Annotated in this window: 22 protein-coding genes; 3 read left to right on the plus strand and 19 right to left on the minus strand. The window is 49.4% G+C overall.

The features are described 5' to 3' along the window. Positions 1-135: 135 nt before the first annotated feature. The 4 genes from nrdB to hscB form a co-directional block, all read right to left on the minus strand. A complete protein-coding gene (gene nrdB / locus HMPREF2907_RS05970; RefSeq protein ID WP_070681261.1) occupies positions 136-1,269 on the minus strand; it encodes a class Ia ribonucleoside-diphosphate reductase subunit beta in 1,134 nt (377 codons plus the stop codon). Positions 1,270-1,541: 272 nt separating this feature from the next. Next, positions 1,542-2,114, minus strand: coding sequence for a hypothetical protein (locus tag HMPREF2907_RS11825; RefSeq protein WP_003778487.1), 573 nt, complete (start codon positions 2,112-2,114; stop codon positions 1,542-1,544). Between the two features lie 20 nt (positions 2,115-2,134). Continuing rightward, positions 2,135-4,414 (minus strand): class 1a ribonucleoside-diphosphate reductase subunit alpha, encoded by a 2,280-nt coding sequence (gene nrdA / locus HMPREF2907_RS05975; RefSeq protein ID WP_003778485.1) that lies wholly within the window; start codon positions 4,412-4,414, stop codon positions 2,135-2,137. A gap of 357 nt (positions 4,415-4,771) precedes the next feature. After that, positions 4,772-5,278 (minus strand): Fe-S protein assembly co-chaperone HscB, encoded by a 507-nt coding sequence (hscB, locus tag HMPREF2907_RS05980; RefSeq protein ID WP_070681135.1) that lies wholly within the window; start codon positions 5,276-5,278, stop codon positions 4,772-4,774. Positions 5,279-5,360: 82 nt separating this feature from the next. Here hscB and HMPREF2907_RS11830 point away from each other — a divergent pair, with 82 nt between their 5' ends. Next, positions 5,361-5,582 carry an alternative ribosome-rescue factor A gene (locus HMPREF2907_RS11830; protein WP_083310686.1) on the plus strand — a complete coding sequence of 74 codons (222 nt, stop codon included), beginning with the start codon at positions 5,361-5,363 and terminating at the stop codon, positions 5,580-5,582. On the opposite strand, the gene iscA is transcribed toward HMPREF2907_RS11830, so the two are convergent. The 9 genes from iscA to iscR form a co-directional block, all read right to left on the minus strand. Next, positions 5,542-5,862, minus strand: coding sequence for an iron-sulfur cluster assembly protein IscA (iscA, locus tag HMPREF2907_RS05985; protein WP_070608865.1), 321 nt, complete (start codon positions 5,860-5,862; stop codon positions 5,542-5,544). The two genes, HMPREF2907_RS11830 and iscA, sit on opposite strands and share 41 nt — an antisense overlap. A gap of 68 nt (positions 5,863-5,930) precedes the next feature. Next, positions 5,931-6,146, minus strand: coding sequence for a recombinase RecA (locus HMPREF2907_RS05990; RefSeq protein WP_239650776.1), 216 nt, complete (start codon positions 6,144-6,146; stop codon positions 5,931-5,933). Between the two features lie 256 nt (positions 6,147-6,402). Further along, on the minus strand, positions 6,403-6,669 hold the full coding sequence (locus tag HMPREF2907_RS05995; RefSeq protein ID WP_070681138.1) for a DksA/TraR family C4-type zinc finger protein: 267 nt from the start codon (positions 6,667-6,669) through the stop codon (positions 6,403-6,405). A 1-nt stretch (position 6,670) separates the two neighbouring features. After that, entirely contained in the window at positions 6,671-7,054 is a 384-nt protein-coding gene (gene iscU / locus HMPREF2907_RS06000) for a Fe-S cluster assembly scaffold IscU (RefSeq protein WP_070681141.1), read from the minus strand. A 69-nt stretch (positions 7,055-7,123) separates the two neighbouring features. Beyond that, positions 7,124-7,252 (minus strand): hypothetical protein, encoded by a 129-nt coding sequence (locus HMPREF2907_RS13540; RefSeq protein WP_002234986.1) that lies wholly within the window; start codon positions 7,250-7,252, stop codon positions 7,124-7,126. 129 nt (positions 7,253-7,381) lie between these two features. Continuing rightward, positions 7,382-7,987, minus strand: a complete 606-nt coding sequence (locus tag HMPREF2907_RS06005) for a hypothetical protein (RefSeq protein ID WP_070681144.1) — start codon at positions 7,985-7,987, stop codon at positions 7,382-7,384. Between the two features lie 167 nt (positions 7,988-8,154). Continuing rightward, positions 8,155-8,547 (minus strand): hypothetical protein, encoded by a 393-nt coding sequence (locus HMPREF2907_RS06010; protein WP_070681147.1) that lies wholly within the window; start codon positions 8,545-8,547, stop codon positions 8,155-8,157. A 42-nt stretch (positions 8,548-8,589) separates the two neighbouring features. Further along, the gene (locus HMPREF2907_RS06015; RefSeq protein WP_070681150.1) at positions 8,590-9,804 is read right to left on the minus strand and encodes an IscS subfamily cysteine desulfurase; all 1,215 of its coding nucleotides are present in this window, start codon (positions 9,802-9,804) and stop codon (positions 8,590-8,592) included. Positions 9,805-9,833: 29 nt separating this feature from the next. Continuing rightward, positions 9,834-10,280: a Fe-S cluster assembly transcriptional regulator IscR gene (gene iscR / locus HMPREF2907_RS06020; RefSeq protein ID WP_003764827.1), complete on the minus strand. Its 447-nt coding sequence runs from the start codon at positions 10,278-10,280 to the stop codon at positions 9,834-9,836. A 352-nt stretch (positions 10,281-10,632) separates the two neighbouring features. Here iscR and HMPREF2907_RS06025 point away from each other — a divergent pair, with 352 nt between their 5' ends. Beyond that, positions 10,633-11,805 carry an alpha-hydroxy acid oxidase gene (locus HMPREF2907_RS06025; RefSeq protein WP_070681153.1) on the plus strand — a complete coding sequence of 391 codons (1,173 nt, stop codon included), beginning with the start codon at positions 10,633-10,635 and terminating at the stop codon, positions 11,803-11,805. Positions 11,806-11,935: 130 nt separating this feature from the next. On the opposite strand, the gene HMPREF2907_RS06030 is transcribed toward HMPREF2907_RS06025, so the two are convergent. From HMPREF2907_RS06030 to HMPREF2907_RS06050, 5 genes are all read right to left on the minus strand, one after another. After that, positions 11,936-12,718: a TrmH family RNA methyltransferase gene (locus HMPREF2907_RS06030; RefSeq protein ID WP_070681265.1), complete on the minus strand. Its 783-nt coding sequence runs from the start codon at positions 12,716-12,718 to the stop codon at positions 11,936-11,938. Positions 12,719-12,913: 195 nt separating this feature from the next. Beyond that, positions 12,914-13,486, minus strand: a complete 573-nt coding sequence (locus HMPREF2907_RS06035; protein WP_318259023.1) for a sigma-E factor negative regulatory protein — start codon at positions 13,484-13,486, stop codon at positions 12,914-12,916. A 45-nt stretch (positions 13,487-13,531) separates the two neighbouring features. Continuing rightward, on the minus strand, positions 13,532-14,131 hold the full coding sequence (gene rpoE, locus HMPREF2907_RS06040; RefSeq protein ID WP_070681159.1) for an RNA polymerase sigma factor RpoE: 600 nt from the start codon (positions 14,129-14,131) through the stop codon (positions 13,532-13,534). 82 nt (positions 14,132-14,213) lie between these two features. Further along, positions 14,214-15,557: a tRNA lysidine(34) synthetase TilS gene (gene tilS / locus HMPREF2907_RS06045; protein WP_070681163.1), complete on the minus strand. Its 1,344-nt coding sequence runs from the start codon at positions 15,555-15,557 to the stop codon at positions 14,214-14,216. Positions 15,558-15,651: 94 nt separating this feature from the next. Next, the gene (locus HMPREF2907_RS06050; RefSeq protein ID WP_070681167.1) at positions 15,652-16,611 is read right to left on the minus strand and encodes an acetyl-CoA carboxylase carboxyltransferase subunit alpha; all 960 of its coding nucleotides are present in this window, start codon (positions 16,609-16,611) and stop codon (positions 15,652-15,654) included. 219 nt (positions 16,612-16,830) lie between these two features. On the opposite strand from HMPREF2907_RS06050, the gene HMPREF2907_RS06055 reads away from it, so the two are divergent. Then, the gene (locus HMPREF2907_RS06055; RefSeq protein ID WP_070613056.1) at positions 16,831-17,232 is read left to right on the plus strand and encodes an RNA-binding S4 domain-containing protein; all 402 of its coding nucleotides are present in this window, start codon (positions 16,831-16,833) and stop codon (positions 17,230-17,232) included. A 150-nt stretch (positions 17,233-17,382) separates the two neighbouring features. Here the strand turns inward: HMPREF2907_RS06055 and HMPREF2907_RS06060 are convergent, their stop codons facing one another. Further along, positions 17,383-18,501: a hypothetical protein gene (locus tag HMPREF2907_RS06060; RefSeq protein WP_070681170.1), complete on the minus strand. Its 1,119-nt coding sequence runs from the start codon at positions 18,499-18,501 to the stop codon at positions 17,383-17,385. Between the last annotated feature and the right edge of the window lie 63 nt (positions 18,502-18,564).

Consider the following 18,564-nt stretch of genomic DNA (forward strand, 5'->3'; position numbering starts at 1 on the left):
TGCTGATGAGTGCCATTGTTATCTGTTTAAGCGGGAAAGGCCGTCTGCACGGCATAACCGAAATCTTTGATTTCGTTTCTGCACCTGTTCAGACGACCTCTGATGATGGAAATGCGGAAAAACCGCCGAGTTTGATTACAGTTCGAAATCGCCCAAATCGTCCGCACTGACTTCCGAATCAATCTGACCGATTAAGTAAGAAGAAATTTCCACTTCCTGCGGCGCGACTTGTACGTTGTCGGACGACAGCCACGCGTTAATCCACGGAATCGGGTTTTGGGTAGCACCTTCGAATCCGGCGGGCAGGCCGACCGCCTGCATACGCAAGTTGGTAATGTATTCGACATATTGCGCCAGAATTTCCTTGTTCAGACCAATCATCGAACCGTCTTTAAACAGATAGGCAGCCCATTCTTTTTCCTGCTCCGCCGCTTTTTTGAAGAGTTTGAAACATTCGTCCTGCAATTCGACGGCGATTTCCGCCATTTCAGGATCGTCGGCACCGGCGCGCATCAGGTTGAGCATATGCTGGGTGCTGGTCAGGTGCAGGGCTTCGTCGCGGGCAATCAGTTTGATGATTTTAGCGTTGCCTTCCATTAACTCGCGTTCGGCAAAGGCAAACGAGCAGGCGAATGAAACGTAAAAACGGATGGCTTCCAACACGTTGACGCACATCAGGCAGAGATAGAGTTTTTTCTTCAACTCACGTAAAGACACGGTAACGAGCTTGCCGCCGACATTGTGCGTGCCTTCGCCCAACAGGTTGTAATACTGGGTGTATTCGATTAAATCATCGTAATAGCAGGCAATGTCTTCGGCGCGGGCGATGATGTATTCGTTCTGCACGATGTCGTCGAACACGACCGACGGATCGTTCACGATATTGCGGATAATGTGGGTATAGCTGCGCGAGTGGATGGTTTCGCTGAAGCTCCACGTTTCAATCCAAGTTTCCAGCTCGGGAATCGACACCAAAGGCAACAAGGCAACATTTGGACTTCGGCCTTGGATGGAATCAAGCAAGGTTTGGTATTTCAGATTGCTGATGAAAATGTGTTTTTCGTGTTCGGGCAGGTTGGCGTAGTCGATACGGTCGCGCGACACGTCGATTTCTTCCGGCCGCCAGAAGAAAGACAGTTGCTTTTCAATCAGTTTTTCAAATACTTCGTATTTCTGCTGGTCATAACGTGCAACATTCACCGGCTGACCGAAAAACATAGGCTCTTTAAGCGCGTCGTTTTTGGTTTTGGAAAAGATGCTGTATGACATGACTAGGTGTTCGCAGGACATGGCTGTTTTCTCAGGTTGATTTAAATCTAAAAGTAGGATAGGCGACTTCTAGGCTATGCAAAGCATATGGGTCGTCTGAAAATTTTTATTTTGAGCCTTATTGCAATCGTGGTACAATTTGTCTCAACAAAACGCATGAGCAGGCATGAAACCATTTCAGCGTTTGTCCGGCCTTTTTTAGGCTACTAGCCCAAGAGCAGTTATAAAGCGAAGCCTGTACTGACAACCCTTGCTTTTAAGTGAGGGTTGTTTTACTTTGGGCGTTTGATTCTCTTATTGACCAATGTATTATGTAATAACACAAAGAAACCGACCGGTTTTCTCCTTACTTTTGTTCCGTGATTTTCTTTGTAATCCCCATCCCGTATATATGCACTATTAATGTAAATATGTACATCATGTTTTGGAGATTTGGCTCTTTGAAGTGAAAAGTAAATTTCATAATCTACTTTTTTACCGTTTTTATCCGTTACTGATATGGTCAGAAACTTATCGTCAGCCGAAGTGAAATAACATTTGTTTCTACTAATTTCACGCATAATTTGCGGCAACATTTTTGAAACCTGGTAGCGCTCGAAACAAAAAATTCGTGTTTCTTTAGCCGTTACATAATGCAATGCAGATTCAATATCTGATAACTTTTCTCCCTTACGTTTATTTTCACCTCTTGTAAAACAATGTGTACTAAACTCGATAATACAGCGGTATCGTTTTTCCGCCGTACCATCACTTTTAGCAGGTTGAATATAGTCACAAGAAAACGCAGTTAAATGCGTTAGATCATATTCAATACCTTGATAATCAAATTTAGGAAAGGCTTTCAATTACTTCACCAAAGCCCTTATCAAATCTTGCAAGCCCCACCTGCACAACCGTCATCCTGAATATCGGTCTGTGTATCGTCCGCGCCGTCGCGGGTGTTGTGGTAGTACAGGGTTTTGACGCCGTATTTGTAGGCGGTCAGCAGGTCTTTGAGCATTTGTTTCATGGAAACTTTGTTGCCTTCAAATTTGCCCGGGTCGTAGGCGGTGTTGGCGGAAATCGCCTGATCGACGAATTTTTGCATCACGCCGACAAGTTTCAGATAGCCTTCGTTGCCCGGAAGCTGCCACAGGGTTTCGTAGGCGTCTTTCAGGGTTTCAAACTCCGGCACGACTTGTTTCAGGATGCCGTCTTTCGAAGCTTTGACTGTTACCAAGCCGCGTGGCGGCTCGATGCCGTTGGTGGCGTTGGCGATTTGCGAACTGGTTTCAGACGGCATGAGTGCGGTCAGGGTAGAGTTGCGCAGACCGTATTTGACGATGTCGGCGCGCAGGCTTTCCCAGTCGCACAACAGCGGTTCGCTGCACACGGCATCCAAGTCTTTTTTGTAGGTGTCGATGGGCAGTTTGCCTTGCGAATAAACGGTTTGGTTGAACAGCGGGCATGCGCCGTATTCTTTGGCAAGGTTCACCGATGCTTTGAGCAGGTAATACTGCATGGCTTCAAAGGTTCGGTGGGTCAGGCCGAGCGCGGAATCGTCGCTGTAACGGACGCCGTTTTTCGCCAGATAGTAGGCGTAGTTGATGACCCCGATGCCGAGCGTGCGGCGGTTCATGGTCGCGGTACGGGCGGCTTCGACCGGATAGTCTTGATAATCCAGCAAGGCATCAAGTGCGCGCACAGTCAAATCGGCAAGACCTTCCAGCTCGTCCAAGCTGTTTAATGCACCCAAGTTGAAGGCGGACAAAGTACACAGGGCGATTTCGCCGTTCGGGTCGTTGATGTTATCCAGCGGTTTGGTCGGCAGGGCGATTTCCATACACAGGTTGGACTGGTGCACGGGTGCGACGCGCGGGTCAAACGGGCTGTGCGTGTTGCAGTGGTCAACGTTTTGGATGTAGATGCGTCCTGTTCCGGCGCGTTCCTGCATCAGCGTGGAGAACAAATCGGTAGCCGACAAAGTACGTTTGCGGATGTTCGGATCTTGCTCGTATTTCGTGTAGAGACGCTCGAATTCGTCTTGGTCGGCAAAGAACGCGTCATACAGGCCAGGGACTTCGTTGGGTGAAAACAGCGTGATGTTGCCGCCTTTAATCAGGCGGGTGTACAGCAGGCGGTTGATTTGCACGCCGTAATCAAGCTGGCGGATGCGGTTGTCTTCCACGCCGCGATTGTTTTTCAACACCAACAGGCTTTCGGCTTCGATGTGCCACAAGGGGTAGAACAAAGTTGCCGCGCCGCCCCGCACGCCGCCTTGCGAGCAGGATTTAACCGCCGCTTGGAACATTTTGAAAAACGGAATGCAGCCGGTGTGTTGCGCTTCGCCACCACGGATTTCGCTACCCAATCCACGGATGCGTCCGGCGTTGATGCCGATGCCCGCACGTTGGGAAACGTATTTCACAATCGCGCTGGTGGTAGCATTGATGGAATCCAGACTGTCGTCGCATTCAATCAATACGCAGCTTGAGAACTGGCGCGTAGGCGTACGCACGCCGCTCATAATCGGGGTTGGTAGCGATACTTTAAATGTGGAAACGGCATCGTAAAAACGTTTGACGTAATCCAAACGCGTCTCTTTCGGATATTTACTGAAGAGGCACATCGCCACCAAAATGTATAAAAACTGCGGCGTTTCATAAATCTGGCGGGTCACGCGATTCTGCACCAGATATTTGCCTTCGAGTTGCTTCACGGCGGCATACGAGAAGGTCATGTCGCGGCTGTGGTCGATATAAGCGTTCAGCTCGTCAAACTCTTCGCGGCTGTAATCTTCGATGATGTGGCGGTCGTATTTGCCCGCATCAGTGAGTTTTTTAACGTGGTCGAAGAGATGCGGCGGTTCGAACTCGCCGTAAGCGATTTTGCGCAGGTGGAAAATCGCCAAACGCGCAGCGAGATATTGATAGTCGGGCGTATCCTGCGAAATCAGGTCGGCAGCCGCCTTGATGATGGTTTCGTGGATGTCGTCGGTGCGGATGCCGTTGTAAAACTGGATGTGCGATTTGAGCTCGACTTGCGATACGGAAACGTTTTTCAAGCCTTCCGCCGCCCAAGTAACGACACGGTGGATTTTGTCTAAGTCGAGATTTTCCAAACGTCCGTCGCGCTTGGTTACTTTCAAATCAGTCGGTGCATTCATCGTGAGCTTTCTCCATCCTGAAACACAAGATACAGTATGTATTAATATCGAGTGGCACAATATAGTGTATTTTTCGTCGCTTATCCAGTCTTGACAAGGCCGCTGTTTTGAAATCGGGCTTTTCCCAATTTTCTTTCAGACGACCTCTTTCCCTATGATTCAAGCCTTACCGCAAAGATGCGTTTTTTAGCATCAAAACCCTCATTCGGCTATGCGCTTATGAAATAAGGCAAATTCGGATTTGTGTTAAATTTTGAAAATATAATGGCATACAACATGATGAAATAAGCAATAAAGGTCGTCTGAAACCTTATTCCGGTTTTCAGACGACCTTTCAGATGCTCAAAATCTAGGTATTTAATCTTGCAATGCGGCGGCGATTTCGTTGCGCAGTTTGTTTAAAAACCTGCCGTGGCGCACCCATTGAGCGGCAGCTTCGTGGTCTTTCGCTGCAAAGGCCGTCCGCAAATCTTGATACAGCTTGTCTTGTTCGCGGCTGATTTCTTGGTCCAACGCGCGCAGGGCTTCGTTGTTTTGCGCCATTTGCGCATCCATCAGCGTTTCGCGCCATTCCATTTGCTGCATGAGAAATTCAGGAGCGAAAGAGGTATGCTCCGGCGCATCGGCGTCTATGCCCAACGTTTTCAACAGATACGCCGCGCGGTCAATGGGATTTCTCAAGGTACGGTAGGCATCGTTGATGGTGGAAGACATCATCACTGCCTGCTTTTGCTCGAAAGCGGAGGATGAAGCGAATTTGTCGGGATGAAAACGGGCAGCCAAGGCGCGGTAGGTTTGCTCCAAGCTTTCGGCGTCGATATCGAAAGCGGGTTCAAGCTGGAAGAGTGTGAAATATTGGGACATGGCGGGATAATTAATGTGAAATTTTCGGCAGAAACCTGATTTTGCCTTATAATCCGCTGATTCTTAACCAAAAGGACTGAATATGAGCAGTAAAGTGCAATACAATAAAGGCAAAATACGCGACAATGCCTTAAAAGCCTTAGTAAAATCCGATTTGTTCCGACACAAGGTGGAACGGAAAAGAAAAGGCAAAGGCAGCTACAATAGGCAGGAAGCGAAAAAATGGCGGGACGGTTTTGATACTGTCCCGCCACTTTTTTGTCTTAAACGTGGAAGCTCTCGCCGCAGCCGCAAGAGTCTTTGACATTCGGGTTTTCAAATTTGAAACCTTCCTGCAAACCTTCTTTGGTGTAATCGACTTGCGTGCCGTCCAAATAAACCAAGCTTTTCGGGTCGATATAAACGCGCGCACCGTGTTCTTCAAAAATCAGGTCGTCCTCGTTCGCTTCATCGACAAACTCAAGGTTGTATGCCATGCCCGAGCAGCCGCTGGTTTTCACACCCAAGCGCACGCCCAAGCCTTTGCCGCGTTTGGTCAGGTAGTTGTTGATGTATTTGGCTGCGTTTTCTGTGATGGTAATCATGCTTCTTTCCTTATTTCGCAATCATTGTCTTGTTTTGCCTGCTTTCATTTTCAGACGACCTATTGCCTTCAGGTCGTCTGAAAACGTTGTTTCGCCCACGCTATCGCCGCAGCAATAGCATTTTTTGCCTGCGGACTGTTTTTCCAACAGGTTGAGCCGGTCAGTTTTGCGCCTTGTTCCAAAATGTCTTCCAAGTCCGCAGCAGCCAGCGTAACAACATCATCCAAACCCATTTGCTGCAAACGCTGCAATACGGTTTTGATTATGTCTTTGGCAGCAAGCAGGAATTAAGTTTCTTCTTGGCTAGGCATAGTTTTTCCGTCTAGGCAACTATAGAGTTTAGGTAGGATGGAGGCTGACTGAAACCGTCGGGCAGGGAGAGATGAAGCACGACATGAATGTCAGCGAGACGCGTTGGACTCTTGCTTCCCAGTCGGTTGCATTTTCTTCAGTAAAGCCCAGTCGGTTGCATTTTCTTCAGCAAAGATAGTATCCACCGAGGCAAGACCTAAAAATAGCCCAGCAATACTTTCAAGCACCCTATTTCAACTGGCTGTCCTTACTGCCGCGCCGGTTGTAGGCGTAATGGAATTGCTGTTGTTTGTCCGCTTCTTCTTGGCAGGCAATACACAACTGCACACCGGGCAGGGCTCGACGGCGGGCGTCGGGAATCGGCTCGCCGCATTCAACACATTCGCGGGCGCTTTTGCCGGAGGGCAGTTTTTGCCGGGCAGCAGCTAACGCATCGTCCAAATTGGCGTCGATTTGCGCCTGTTCCTCGCCGTCGGGCGCCCAGCCGCCAGCCATGTTATACGCCTTTTTTCTTTTTGTAGTCTGCCACGGCAGCTTTTACAGCATCTTCAGCCAGGATAGAGCAGTGGATTTTTACCGGCGGCAGTTCCAATTCTTCGGCAATTTCGCTGTTTTTAATTGCCAACGCGTCATCCAGGCTTTTGCCTTTGACCCACTCGGTAATCAGGCTGGACGAAGCGATGGCAGAGCCGCAGCCGTAGGTTTTAAATTTCGCATCTTCAATGATGCCTTCATCATTCACTTTGATTTGCAGGCGCATGACGTCGCCGCAGGCCGGCGCGCCGACCATGCCGGTGCCGACGGAATCGTCGCCCTTGTCAAAAGTACCGACGTTGCGCGGGTTTTCGTAGTGATCGATTACTTTATTGCTGTATGCCATGATGTGGTTTCCTTAATGTTTTTTGATGGTTTCAGTGGTTTGTTTGCTGGTTTTCAGACGACCTGAAATTCAGATTTTGCACGCGCCGCCTTCGCAGCCGTCGTCGTTTTCCGAATCGACGCCGCCTTCCACAGTAACGCCGTCAAAATCTTCAAGCAGATTGTCGAGGTTGTCCAAATCTAAATCTTGTTCGTTCATGGTTTTGTATCCTTGATTTTAATGTGGTGGCTTTTAGGTCGTCTGAAAAGGTCTTTTTGAGGTTTCAGACGACCCTTTTTAATGTTTAGGTTGGATAAATTGCTCAATATTGCCTATTACAGTTTTTCATCAGCCATATACAAAAGCACATTCCAAAATTGTTTGGGCTTTCCCGTTAACATTAATCGGTTTCAGTTTTGCTTGCAGGGTTTCGTATTCTTCTAAAATCAAACTGTATTTCCGAACAGGACGGTATTTTCCTTTTAACACCTTGCGTGCCTGTTCCGGCGGCACATCCAACAACAAACGGGTGTAGCTGTAACCTGCGGTTTCTATTTGGAACGTCTGGCTGATATGGACCACAGGCAAGCCATAATAAGTACCGCTGAGTTTCAAACGGGTTTGATCAAGAATGAACGGTTCTCCATCTTCACTAAACTCCGCGCGGTGCAAAGTCATCGGCGGGTGCGCAAGATCACGGTAAGCCTTTGGCAGATTGACTCTATTGGGATAATTCAAACGTAGGTTTTGATATTTAGAGTCCTTATCGTTCCAGCTGTAGTTTATATCACTAAATGAATCAAGCAGGTTTTCCAAACGTTTATCGAATTGACAGCCATTTTCAAATGATTTAAATATCGTTGACCAATCGGGTTGTGTCTGTGCTGAAACCAGCGGGGCAGAACATAGCATCAGACAAGAAAGTAAGTAGCGTGTTTTATTTTTTATAGTCATTCTTAGTATTTTTCTGGATGGGGTCGTCTGAAAAGGTCTTTGGGGAGATTTTCAGACGACCTTTTTCTATTTATTAAGTGGGTTGGGTTGTTAAACCCAACATTTCGGGCAGATTGATAAGCTTATTGGGTTTTCAACCCAACCTACGCTTGCTGAAAACGGATGCTTTAGCTCAAATCAAATACCTGTATCGTCAAAACCGCTTCGGGAGGCAGTGCGCGCAGCAATTCAGGACGGTGCAGTTTCAAAGGACGGTAGCCGTACGACTGCATCAGCACGGTTTCGCCCTTGTCGTCTTCCATAAAAACAGGCGTGAAGTTTCCATGCGGCGCATCGCCCTGTGGCGAGATTTTACCGTCTAGCAGCCACGGGGCGACGTACCGCGCCTGCGTTTGGTATACATCGGGATAGCCGCCTTTGTTCTCGGTCTGCGCGGCTCGCCCCTCTTTGTAAAGTTCATCCAGCCAGTCCGCACCGGAAACGCCGCACTCCCACGAGGCGATAAGATGTGGCTCTTGCCTGTCTGCATCGCTGAAAACGCTTATCCACCAACCCAGCATAATTTATTCCTTTCGTGATGGTTTTTTGAGTGCAAGCTGCTCTTAATGCGCCGCCCATTCAATCGAGTTCAAATCAATCCCGTCTTTGAACATTTCCCACAGCGGCGACAGCTCGCGCAGTTTGCCAATTTTGGATTTGATCAGTTCGGCGGCGAATCGCACTTCTTCTTCGGTGGTCATACGACCGAAGGTGATACGCAGGGATGAGTGCGCCAGTTCGTCGTTGCGGCCGAGCGCGCGCAGGACGTAGCTGGGTTCGAGCGAGGCGGAGGTGCAGGCGGAGCCGCTGGATACGGCGAGTTCTTTCACCGCCATAATCAGACTTTCGCCTTCGACGAAGTTGAAGCTGACGTTCAGGTTGTTCGGGGCGCGGTGTTCGAGGTCGCCGTTGATATAGACTTCTTCGATGCCTTCTATGCCTTTGAGGAAGATGTCGCGCAATTTGCGGTAGTGTGCCATGTCTTGCTCGAGTTCTTCTTTGGCGATGCGGAAGGCTTCGCCCATGCCGACGATTTGGTGGGTCGGCAGGGTGCCGCTGCGGAAGCCGCGTTCGTGGCCGCCGCCGTGCATTTGGGCTTCGAGGCGGACGCGGGGTTTGCGGCGGACGTACAGTGCGCCGATGCCTTTGGGGCCGTATACTTTGTGGCCGGACATGGACAGCAGGTCGATTTTGGCGGCTTCAACGTCAACAGGCACTTTGCCGCAGGCTTGGGCGGCATCGACGTGGAAGATGATTTTGCGTTCGCGGCAAATTTCGCCGATGGCGGGAATGTCTTGCACCACGCCGATTTCGTTGTTCACCCACATCACGGAAATCAGGATGGTGTCGTCGCGGATGGCGGCTTTGAGTTCTTCCAAATCGATCAAACCGTTTTCTTGTACGCCGAGGTAGGTGACTTCAAAACCTTGGCGTTCGAGTTCGCGCATGGTGTCGAGCACGGCTTTGTGTTCGGTTTTGACGGTGATGAGGTGTTTGCCTTTGGTTTTGTAGAAGTTTGCCGCGCCTTTGATGGCGAGGTTGTCGGACTCGGTCGCGCCGCTGGTGAAGATGATTTCTTTGGGGTCGGCGTTGATCAGGGCGGCAATGTCGGCGCGGGCTTTTTCGACGGCCTCTTCTGCTTCCCAGCCGAATGCGTGGCTGTTGGAGGCGGGGTTGCCGAAGGTTTCGGTCAGATAGGGAATCATTTTTTCGGCAACGCGTTTGTCAACGGGGGTGGTGGCGGCGTAGTCGAGATAAACGGGGGTTTTGACGGTCATGGTTTGCTCTTTCTTTTTCTGTAATGTACTTAATGGATATGTGTAAATTGGATGACGTGGCTGCCGTCATCGCTGTTTTTCTGTTCGATGATGCTTTGCAAGGTAACGCTGCTGAGGTAATCGTTGATGGTTTTGTTCAGGTTTTCCCAAAGGTCGTGCGTCAGGCAAGGCGCACCGTGGTGGCAGTTGGCTTTGCTGCTGCATTGGGTGGCGTCCAGCTTGTCTTCGGCGGCGGAAATGATTTGGGCGATATTGATTTGTGCGGGAGGGGCGGCGAGGATGTAGCCGCCACCGGGGCCGCGCAGGCTTTCAACCAGCCCGGCGCGCCGCAGTTTGCTGAATAGTTGTTCGAGATAGGAAAGCGAAATACTTTGGCGTTCGCTGATGGCGCTGAGTTTGACAGCGCCGGTTTGCGCGTTCATCGCCAAATCGATCATGGCGGTAACGGCAAAACGCCCTTTTGTGGTCAGTCTCATGGTAGGTGCCTGTGTCGGCTTTTTTATAGTGGTGCGATTGTCTAATATCTGAGTGATTCAGTCAAGTATATTCGGGCGTCTTCCGATTGTTTGTTTAAATGACTGTGCGAATGGATTTTTATCTGCCTGAAAATTTCTGTTTTTTATCTGAAACTTAAATCCGAGGTCGTCTGAAAAGTGCTATCGCCCCGCTCTTTGCAGGGTTAAAACCATTTGCTTTATACTTGCGATTGATATAGATTATTTAATTCATACTGAATGATTATGGTATTGCAAAAGGCCGTCTGAAAGCGCGCTGCCCTTTTCAGACGACCCAATCCATATGCAACCCCCTTAACAGAGGCAATCAACAATGAAACGTGATTTGAGTAAAATGACCTGTATCGAAGACCTGCGCCTTGTCGCCAAGCGCAAGATGCCGCGCATGTTTTACGATTACATCGATTCAGGTTCTTGGACGGAAACCACCTACCGTGATAACACTTCGGATTTCAAGGATATCCGCTTCCGACAAAAGGTATTGGTCAATATGGAGGGCCGTAGCCTGGAAACCAAAATGATCGGTCAGAACGTGAAAATGCCGGTGGCGATTGCTCCGACAGGCTTTACCGGCATGGCACACGCCGACGGCGAAATCTTGGCGGCGCGGGCGGCGGAGAAGTTCGGCATTCCATTTACGTTGTCCACCATGTCCATCTGCTCGATTGAAGACGTTGCCGAAAACACCAGCGCGCCGTTTTGGTTTCAGCTTTATGTGATGCGCGACCGCGAGTTTATGGAAAACCTGATTAAGCGCGCGAAGGATGCCAAGTGTTCGGCATTGGTTTTGACCGCCGATTTGCAGGTTTTGGGCCAACGCCACAAAGACATTAAAAACGGCCTTTCTGCGCCGCCGAAACCGACCATCGCAAATTTAATCAATCTGGCGACCAAGCCCGAATGGTGCATGAAAATGCTGAACACGGAACGCCGCACATTTCGCAATATCGTCGGACACGCTAAAAACGTCGGCGATTTGTCCTCGCTGTCTTCATGGACTTCCGAACAATTCGACCCGCGCCTGAGCTGGGACGACGTTGCACGCATTAAAGATTTGTGGGGCGGCAAGCTGATTATCAAAGGCATTATGGAACCTGAAGATGCGGAAAAAGCAGCGAAAAGCGGCGCGGACGCATTGGTTGTTTCCAACCACGGCGGCCGCCAACTCGACGACACCATATCCGCCATCAAAGCTTTGCCCGACATCGTCAGCGCAGTCGGCAGCGACATCGAAGTTTGGATGGACAGCGGCATCCGCAGTGGTCAGGACGTCCTTAAAGCATGGGCTTTGGGCGCAAAAGGCACGATGATAGGCAGGGCGTTCCTCTACGGCTTGGGCGCATACGGTGAAGAAGGCGTCACCCGCGCGCTGGAAATCCTGTATAAGGAAATGGACATATCCATGGCGTTTACAGGCCACCGCAATATTCAGGACGTCGATGCAAGCATCCTGCAAAGCACGCGCTGGCCTGATGACAAATTCTGATTGCTTTGAAACACCAAACCGGCGGTTAAACAGATTAACCGCCGGTTTGGTGTTTTGAGCTTGCAGAAGATAAGGTTTTCAGACGACCTTAATCAGTTTTTTACCAAACGGACCGGTCGTCTGAAAGTGCTTACGCAATGCGTTGGCGCATTTGCTCGAAGAGGCATACCGTTGCCGCCATGGCGACGTTTAACGACTCGGTCTGTCCCAACATCGGGATTCTGACGCTGCCGTCGACTTTTTCTAAAATTTCCCGACTCACGCCGCTGCCTTCATTGCCGAAAACCCAGGCGCAAGGAGCATTTAAATCCAGTTGGTACAAGTCGGAAGGATTGCGCCCGTCCAAAGCGGTCGCCCATATTTTGTCCTGATAAGTATCCAGCCAATGCGGTAGAAAAACGCGGCTGTATATGTCCAGCAGAAAATGCGCCCCCATACCCGCACGCAATACCTTGGGCGACCAAATATCGACACAGTCATTACCTAACACAATCTGCCTGATGCCCGAAGCTGCCGCGCTGCGTAAAACCGTACCGACATTGCCCGGGTCTTGCAGCCTGTCCAACACCACGCAGTCGCCGCTTAAAGGCAAATCCCCTTGCGGCGGAATCTCTATCCAAGTCATCACATCGTCGGCATCGTTCAAACTGGTGATTTTAGACAAGGCTTCGTTTCCGACCCAAGTAATACAATCTTCGTCCAAGCTGCTGATTAAATTTCGGATTTCAGGATGCGTGTTTTTACTTTCGGGCAAATACACTTGTTTGGGCGTGTATCCCGCCTCTAAATAGACCTGCAAAAGATGCACGCCTTCCAACACGGTTTGCCCGTATTCACGGCGTGCTTTAGATTGTGTCAGCAGCTTGGACAAATGCTTGAGTTGCTCGTTTTGCGCGGAGGTAATCAATTTCATGTGCCGCATTATATAGCGGATTCAAATAAAAAGGATACAGCGCAATACCGTCCGACTTTGTTCAACCCGCTTTTTCAGACGACCTCAAGATACATCCGTTCAAAAATAAAATCCCTGCCGGAATAGCTCGGGAAGGGATTTTTCTGCCAGATGAAAATCTGCATCTCTATGCAATTTTCTGTATCTCTATTCAATTTAATGAACGGCGGAGTCCTGTTGAATCTGCACTTCAGTTCGAACCGTAGTCTGACTCACACCCTTTTCATTCTTTACAGAATCAGGCAGTACCACAGTATCTGAAGCATTTTTTACTGTCGGATTAGCAGCTACGGGAACAATATGTTTCTGCTGGTTTTTGGTGTCAACAGCTTTTTCCGCCACCATGCCTGACGAATCGTCCCTCACTTGCGGACCGAATTGCCATACGGCAACGGCAACGGCAACCACGCTGGCGGCAACGGCAAAATAATTGAAGAACGAGTTGTTCGCAGCTTGAACGTCCTTAACAGGCAGCACAGCGGCAACTTCGGCTTCATAACGTTGCTTGTGTTCTTCACTGATTTCGGCAAGCGTAGCGGTAAATGCTGCGCTTTGCATAAAGTCAGCATCACGTCCTGCGCCTGCTTTGTAACGCATGCAATCGCCCAACAGATGGTATTCGTACCATGCTTCTGCAGCAGCATCTTCTGACAAAAGACGGTCAAGCATTTCATCATTTATTTGATTGCTATCCATCAGCATGGAAACATATTCTCTTGTTGTATTCATTGTCGTCACCATTTCATTGTCCCATCTAATCTATAAATCTGTTTTTTACCATCTTTGATTTCCAGAGGTTTCCAACAACGGCCTCAAATCTTTTGCTATGACTTCCCGCGCCCTGAAAATACGGGATCGAACGGTCCCTATCGGACAATCCATAATCTTGGCTATTTCTTCATAAGACAAACCTTCCATTTCACGCAGGGTGATGGCTTTTCGTAAGTCTTCGGGCAAATGTGAAATCGTCAACTCTACTGTTTGCAGAATTTCCCTATTTATCATTTCAGCTTCCGGCGTATGGTAATCCGCAATCTGGTCCGACAAATCCAGAATATCGCCGTCTTCATTGGCGGTCTCTGCACTGACAAAGGGCAGTTTCCCTGAGGTTACCAAGAAGTTCTTGGCAGTATTGATCGCAATCCGATACAACCAAGTATAAAAAGCGCTGTGTCCTCGAAAATTCGGTAAAGCCCGATAAGCCCTGATCATTGCCTCTTGCGCCACATCATTGACTTCGTGTTCGTCTTTGACAAAACGGGAAATCAATCGAATGAGCCGACGCTGATATTTGGACATCAGCAACTCGAATGCTTTTTGTTCGCCCTTCTGCGCGCGCTCTACCAAGGCCTGATCAATCTGGCGATCATTCATATCTTACCTTTTATAATAACTGCATTATAAGCTATAAAATAGTAAAGCGTGCCGTGCCAGTTAAAGACAACTGCCGCCGTATTTAGTTCCATTTATATCTCAAAAATTTTCCGTAAACCGGTAAAAAACCGTCAAACCCTTGAAAATCGTGGCTTACCGTAAGGTTAACAATAGCAATGCAGTTTCCGTCAGTATTTGTGATAATCGGCCAGCATTTTCTGACGAACGGTACAATATGGTTTTCTTGCAACACTTTCTTAACGTTTTTATACAAAAAACCTACATTCATCATATCATCACTGCCCGCCGTCCGAATGATTCCTTCTTCTTCCAAGACCGATTCCGGCAATCCGTTGCGGTGCGGCACCAGAAAAAAGCCGTTTTCTTGGAGAATATCTTTCAGACGACCTCTGACTTCTTTTCCCTTTATCCAATCCGCGTCCGCAAACTGGTTTTGTTTCAATATGAATAAAAAATCCCGGTATAAACATACCGATGTTTCGCCGAACTGCCATTGTGCAGTTTCTGCTTCCAACAGTATCCGCGCGAAATCCGCCAGTTTTCTCGGAGAACTTTCCACAATCCCATTCTCTTTAAAAAACCGCCAAAGAATCCGGCTGCGGCGCGCCTCGCTGAATGTCTGCCAACGGCTGACTTGGAAACGCCCGCTTTGGCAAACCGTCTGATAATCCGCTTCGACAACTTCGTCTAAAATCGCCAAATCGGTTTGCAAAGAACGGATGTTGGCACACACATGACGGTCAAAATTCGGAATGCGCTCCCGCCAAACCGGCAACGCCTCGTAACGCATCCAATTTCTTAAAAAAGCTGTATCGGCGTTACTTTCATCTTCGATGTTCGGCAGATTGCAGGCAACGGCGTAGTTTTCCAATTCTTTTCGGGAAAACGTCAGCAGCGGCCGCCAAATTTGCGTTCCCTCATCCAGCTTGCGCCATTGTGGCATGGCGGCAAGTGCTTTAATACCGCCGCCGCGAACCGCCGCGAGCATGAATGTTTCAATTTGGTCATCCTGATGGTGCGCCAACGCGATGATGCCGGAGGGGTCGTCTGAAAACGCCTGATAACGCGCTTTCCGTGCGGCGGCTTCGATTCCCAAGCCGTCTTTTTTGACTTCAACTTTTACGCTTCTGAACGGCACATTCCATTCTTGGCATAAGCGTGTGCAAAACCCCAGCCAGTCATCCGCATTGCAGCTCAATCCATGATGAACATGTAAAGCGTGTACGTCCAATCCAAGCTCTTCCCGCAAACACACCAGCATATGCAGCAACACCACCGAATCCAAACCGCCGCTCAATCCAACCGTTACCATGCAACCATCCGGAAGCGAACGCGCCGAAAGACGCAGGGTTTCCAACAAACTGCGGCATTGAGGCGGAAGGTTTTCAGACGACGTCGGGTTCATATGGCGTAATCTATGCTTTGTCGGCAAGGCAAGTTCTTAGAAATGAAAAAACAGGCAGGGGGGGCTTCTGCCTGCTTTTCTGCACATTAATTGTTTACTTATCCGTAAACTTGCCGTAAGCCATAATCCGGTCAAAACGGCGGGACAACAAATCCGCCATCGGCATATTTTGCGCCTCGTGCAACTCGGTTTCCAACACCGTTTTGACGTTTTTCATGGTCGTTTCAAAATCGCGGTGTGCGCCGCCCAAAGGCTCGCTGATCACGCTATCGATCAAATCCAGTTCTTGCAGGCGTTTGGCGGTAATGCCTAAGGCTTGTGCGGCATCTGCCGCTTTTTCGGCGGTTTTCCACAGAATGGACGCGCAGCCTTCCGGAGAAATAACCGAGTAAGTCGAATATTGCAGCATGTTGACGTAATCGCCGACCGCAATCGCAAGCGCGCCGCCGGAGCCGCCCTCGCCGATGATGGTACACAAAACCGGCACACGCAGGCGGGTCAATTCGTACAGGTTGCGTCCGATGGCTTCGGACTGACCGCGCTCTTCCGCGCCGATGCCCGGATACGCGCCCGGCGTATCGACAAAAGTCATCACGGGAATATTGAATTTTTCGGCGGTCTGCATCAGGCGCAATGCTTTGCGGTAGCCTTCGGGACGCGGCATACCGAAATTGCGGCGGATTTTTTCTTTGGTGTCGCGGCCTTTTTGATGGCCGATAACCATCACACTTTGTCCATTGAAGCGCGCCAAACCACCGACGATGGCATGGTCGTCTGAATAATGGCGGTCGCCGTGCAACTCTTCAAAATCGGTGAAAATGGCTTGAATGTAATCTAAAGTGTAAGGACGTTGGGGATGGCGTGAAACCTGCGAAATCTGAGCGGGCGTCAGCTTATTGAAAATCGATTTGGTCAAGTCGTTGCTTTTCTTCTGCAATCTGGCGATTTCATCGGAAATATCGACGGCGGATTCGCCCTGCACAAAGCGCAGCTCTTCGATTTTATTGGTTAATTCGGCGATGGGTTGTTCAAAATCCAAAAAAACTGGTTTCATAGGGTGAAGCTCTCGGTAGGGACGCTGCCGCTATCATACGCCAATCAGGCATATTTGGCAGCATTTCTCATTGAGGATATGCCGTGCAAAACGGCAGATAATCGGGCGGATGCCTTTTCAGACGACCTTTTACAAACGATATAGTATATCTGCACTAAACAAATGAAGTGCCGTATCTTATGATAAACTTCCATTCAGTTCAATCATTTCAAACAGACTATGAAAAACGAACACGATAATACGGCGATGCGGCTAGACAAATGGCTTTGGGCCGCGCGCTTTTTCAAAACCCGCGCGCTGGCTCAAAAACATATCGAATTGGGCAGGGTTCAGGTCAACGGCACCAAAGTCAAAAACAGCAAAAACATCAGCGCGGGCGACATCATCGACCTGACGCTCAATTCGCTGCCTTACAAAATCAAAGTATTGGCACTCAACCACCAACGCCGTCCCGCCCCCGAAGCGCGCCGGCTTTACGAAGAAGACATGAAAACCGCCGCCGAACGCGAAGCGCAAAAACAGCTCGACCAAGCAAGCCGCATCAGCGCGGCGTACCCCGACGGCAGGCCGACCAAACGCGACCGCCGCCAACTCGACCGCATGAAGCGAGACAGCTGGTAGGATTTGAAGTTCGTCTTGGTGGAATCACACTTTTCAGACGACCTGTATCAGAAAAACAGGTACAGGTTGTCTGAAATCTTATCCCAACCAAAACAGGCAGGTTTTCCCCTGCCTGTTTTTTCGTTTTTACAAAGCTTTTATCCAAACGGCTTAGAATTTGTATTCCACCTGACCGCGTAAAACGTTTACGTCTTGTTTGCTGGTACCGGCAGTCGGGGTAACTTGTTTACCCGCCAAGTAAAAGCCTGATACTTTCCAGTTTTTCCAAGGAATATAAGTTGCGCCGATTTGTACGCCTTGTACGTTTTTGCTGTAATCCTCGACCGAAGACACACCCGAAAGTGCGCCCACGCGGCGGTAGTTCAGGAAGGTATCGTAGGAATTGCGGACTTTCCAGTCGGCAAGTTTATAGCGGACTTCGGTAAACACGCCGTCGTTTTTGATTTTTTGTCCTGCGTCGTTATAGGCTTTGATGTTGGACTTGCTGACCGCCGCCATCCAACGCCAATCGTCGTTGAATTTAACATCCGTACCGATTTCGCCGAAGACGGCGTTTTTCTTCGCGCCGCGTACGTCTATGTCTTTCATGTAGCTGACGGTTGCGCCGACGTTGATGTTTTCGTTAATCGGCAGGCTGCTTTGTACGGCGGCGAAATGTTTGCGGCGGCCGCCTATGCCCCATACGTTGTCGTTGAGGTTGCCGGTAAAGCGGCCTGCGTAAATTTTGGTGGGCAGGGTTTTGTTGTCGAAGAAGATTTCGCCGCCGGTTACTGCGGTATCCCAGACACGGCCGTAGGAAGAGAATGCGCCGAATTTACCGACGCGGGCTTTGATGCCTTCGGTAATCGAGCCTTCGGCATACAGTTTGTTCACCGGAACATCGTGGTCGCCGTTGAATTTACCGGTTTTCAAGTCGATGTTGGGTTCGATTTGGGTAACCAGTTTCCAGTCTTTATAAAGCTTGGCGCGCAACCAGAATTCGGCGTTGAAATTGGTGTTGGAGGCTTCGGGCGTGGGATTGGTGCTGCTGTTGTTGGCATTGATGTCTTTGGTGTCGGCCCGGACGCGGAATGAGCCGTTTACGGTCAGCAAATCATTGAAAATGCTGATTTTGTCTTCGTCTTTGCGGATGACGCTGCCTGAATTGACGTAATCGCTTGTCGTCGCCAACGCGGCGGCATCACGCTCAGCGTCGGCGGTTTCTGCAAATGCGAAAGGTGATGCTGCCAAGGCAGCGCATACAACGGCAAAGTTTTTTTGGATGTTCATGCCAAGCTCCGATTGAGTAGTAAAAGGTATTTTTAATGAAAAATTCCCAATCAATATTTGTTA

The sequence above is a fragment of the Neisseria sp. HMSC055H02 genome, assembly GCF_001813335.1.
Taxonomy (GTDB): domain Bacteria; phylum Pseudomonadota; class Gammaproteobacteria; order Burkholderiales; family Neisseriaceae; genus Neisseria; species Neisseria sicca_C.

Excerpts from the sequence above, each read along its gene's own strand:
- nrdB (WP_070681261.1), bottom strand. The coding sequence starts at position 1,269 with ATGTCATACAGCATCTTTTCCAAAACCAAAAACGACGCGCTTAAAGAG.
- nrdA (WP_003778485.1), bottom strand. The coding sequence starts at position 4,414 with ATGAATGCACCGACTGATTTGAAAGTAACCAAGCGCGACGGACGTTTG.
- hscB (WP_070681135.1), bottom strand. The coding sequence starts at position 5,278 with ATGTCCCAATATTTCACACTCTTCCAGCTTGAACCCGCTTTCGATATC.
- HMPREF2907_RS11830 (WP_083310686.1), top strand. The coding sequence starts at position 5,361 with ATGAGCAGTAAAGTGCAATACAATAAAGGCAAAATACGCGACAATGCC.
- iscA (WP_070608865.1), bottom strand. The coding sequence starts at position 5,862 with ATGATTACCATCACAGAAAACGCAGCCAAATACATCAACAACTACCTG.
- HMPREF2907_RS05995 (WP_070681138.1), bottom strand. The coding sequence starts at position 6,669 with ATGGCTGGCGGCTGGGCGCCCGACGGCGAGGAACAGGCGCAAATCGAC.
- iscU (WP_070681141.1), bottom strand. The coding sequence starts at position 7,054 with ATGGCATACAGCAATAAAGTAATCGATCACTACGAAAACCCGCGCAAC.
- HMPREF2907_RS13540 (WP_002234986.1), bottom strand. The coding sequence starts at position 7,252 with ATGAACGAACAAGATTTAGATTTGGACAACCTCGACAATCTGCTTGAA.
- HMPREF2907_RS06005 (WP_070681144.1), bottom strand. The coding sequence starts at position 7,987 with ATGACTATAAAAAATAAAACACGCTACTTACTTTCTTGTCTGATGCTA.
- HMPREF2907_RS06010 (WP_070681147.1), bottom strand. The coding sequence starts at position 8,547 with ATGCTGGGTTGGTGGATAAGCGTTTTCAGCGATGCAGACAGGCAAGAG.
- HMPREF2907_RS06015 (WP_070681150.1), bottom strand. The coding sequence starts at position 9,804 with ATGACCGTCAAAACCCCCGTTTATCTCGACTACGCCGCCACCACCCCC.
- iscR (WP_003764827.1), bottom strand. The coding sequence starts at position 10,280 with ATGAGACTGACCACAAAAGGGCGTTTTGCCGTTACCGCCATGATCGAT.
- HMPREF2907_RS06025 (WP_070681153.1), top strand. The coding sequence starts at position 10,633 with ATGAAACGTGATTTGAGTAAAATGACCTGTATCGAAGACCTGCGCCTT.
- HMPREF2907_RS06030 (WP_070681265.1), bottom strand. The coding sequence starts at position 12,718 with ATGAAATTGATTACCTCCGCGCAAAACGAGCAACTCAAGCATTTGTCC.
- HMPREF2907_RS06035 (WP_318259023.1), bottom strand. The coding sequence starts at position 13,486 with ATGAATACAACAAGAGAATATGTTTCCATGCTGATGGATAGCAATCAA.
- rpoE (WP_070681159.1), bottom strand. The coding sequence starts at position 14,131 with ATGAATGATCGCCAGATTGATCAGGCCTTGGTAGAGCGCGCGCAGAAG.
- tilS (WP_070681163.1), bottom strand. The coding sequence starts at position 15,557 with ATGAACCCGACGTCGTCTGAAAACCTTCCGCCTCAATGCCGCAGTTTG.
- HMPREF2907_RS06050 (WP_070681167.1), bottom strand. The coding sequence starts at position 16,611 with ATGAAACCAGTTTTTTTGGATTTTGAACAACCCATCGCCGAATTAACC.
- HMPREF2907_RS06055 (WP_070613056.1), top strand. The coding sequence starts at position 16,831 with ATGAAAAACGAACACGATAATACGGCGATGCGGCTAGACAAATGGCTT.
- HMPREF2907_RS06060 (WP_070681170.1), bottom strand. The coding sequence starts at position 18,501 with ATGAACATCCAAAAAAACTTTGCCGTTGTATGCGCTGCCTTGGCAGCA.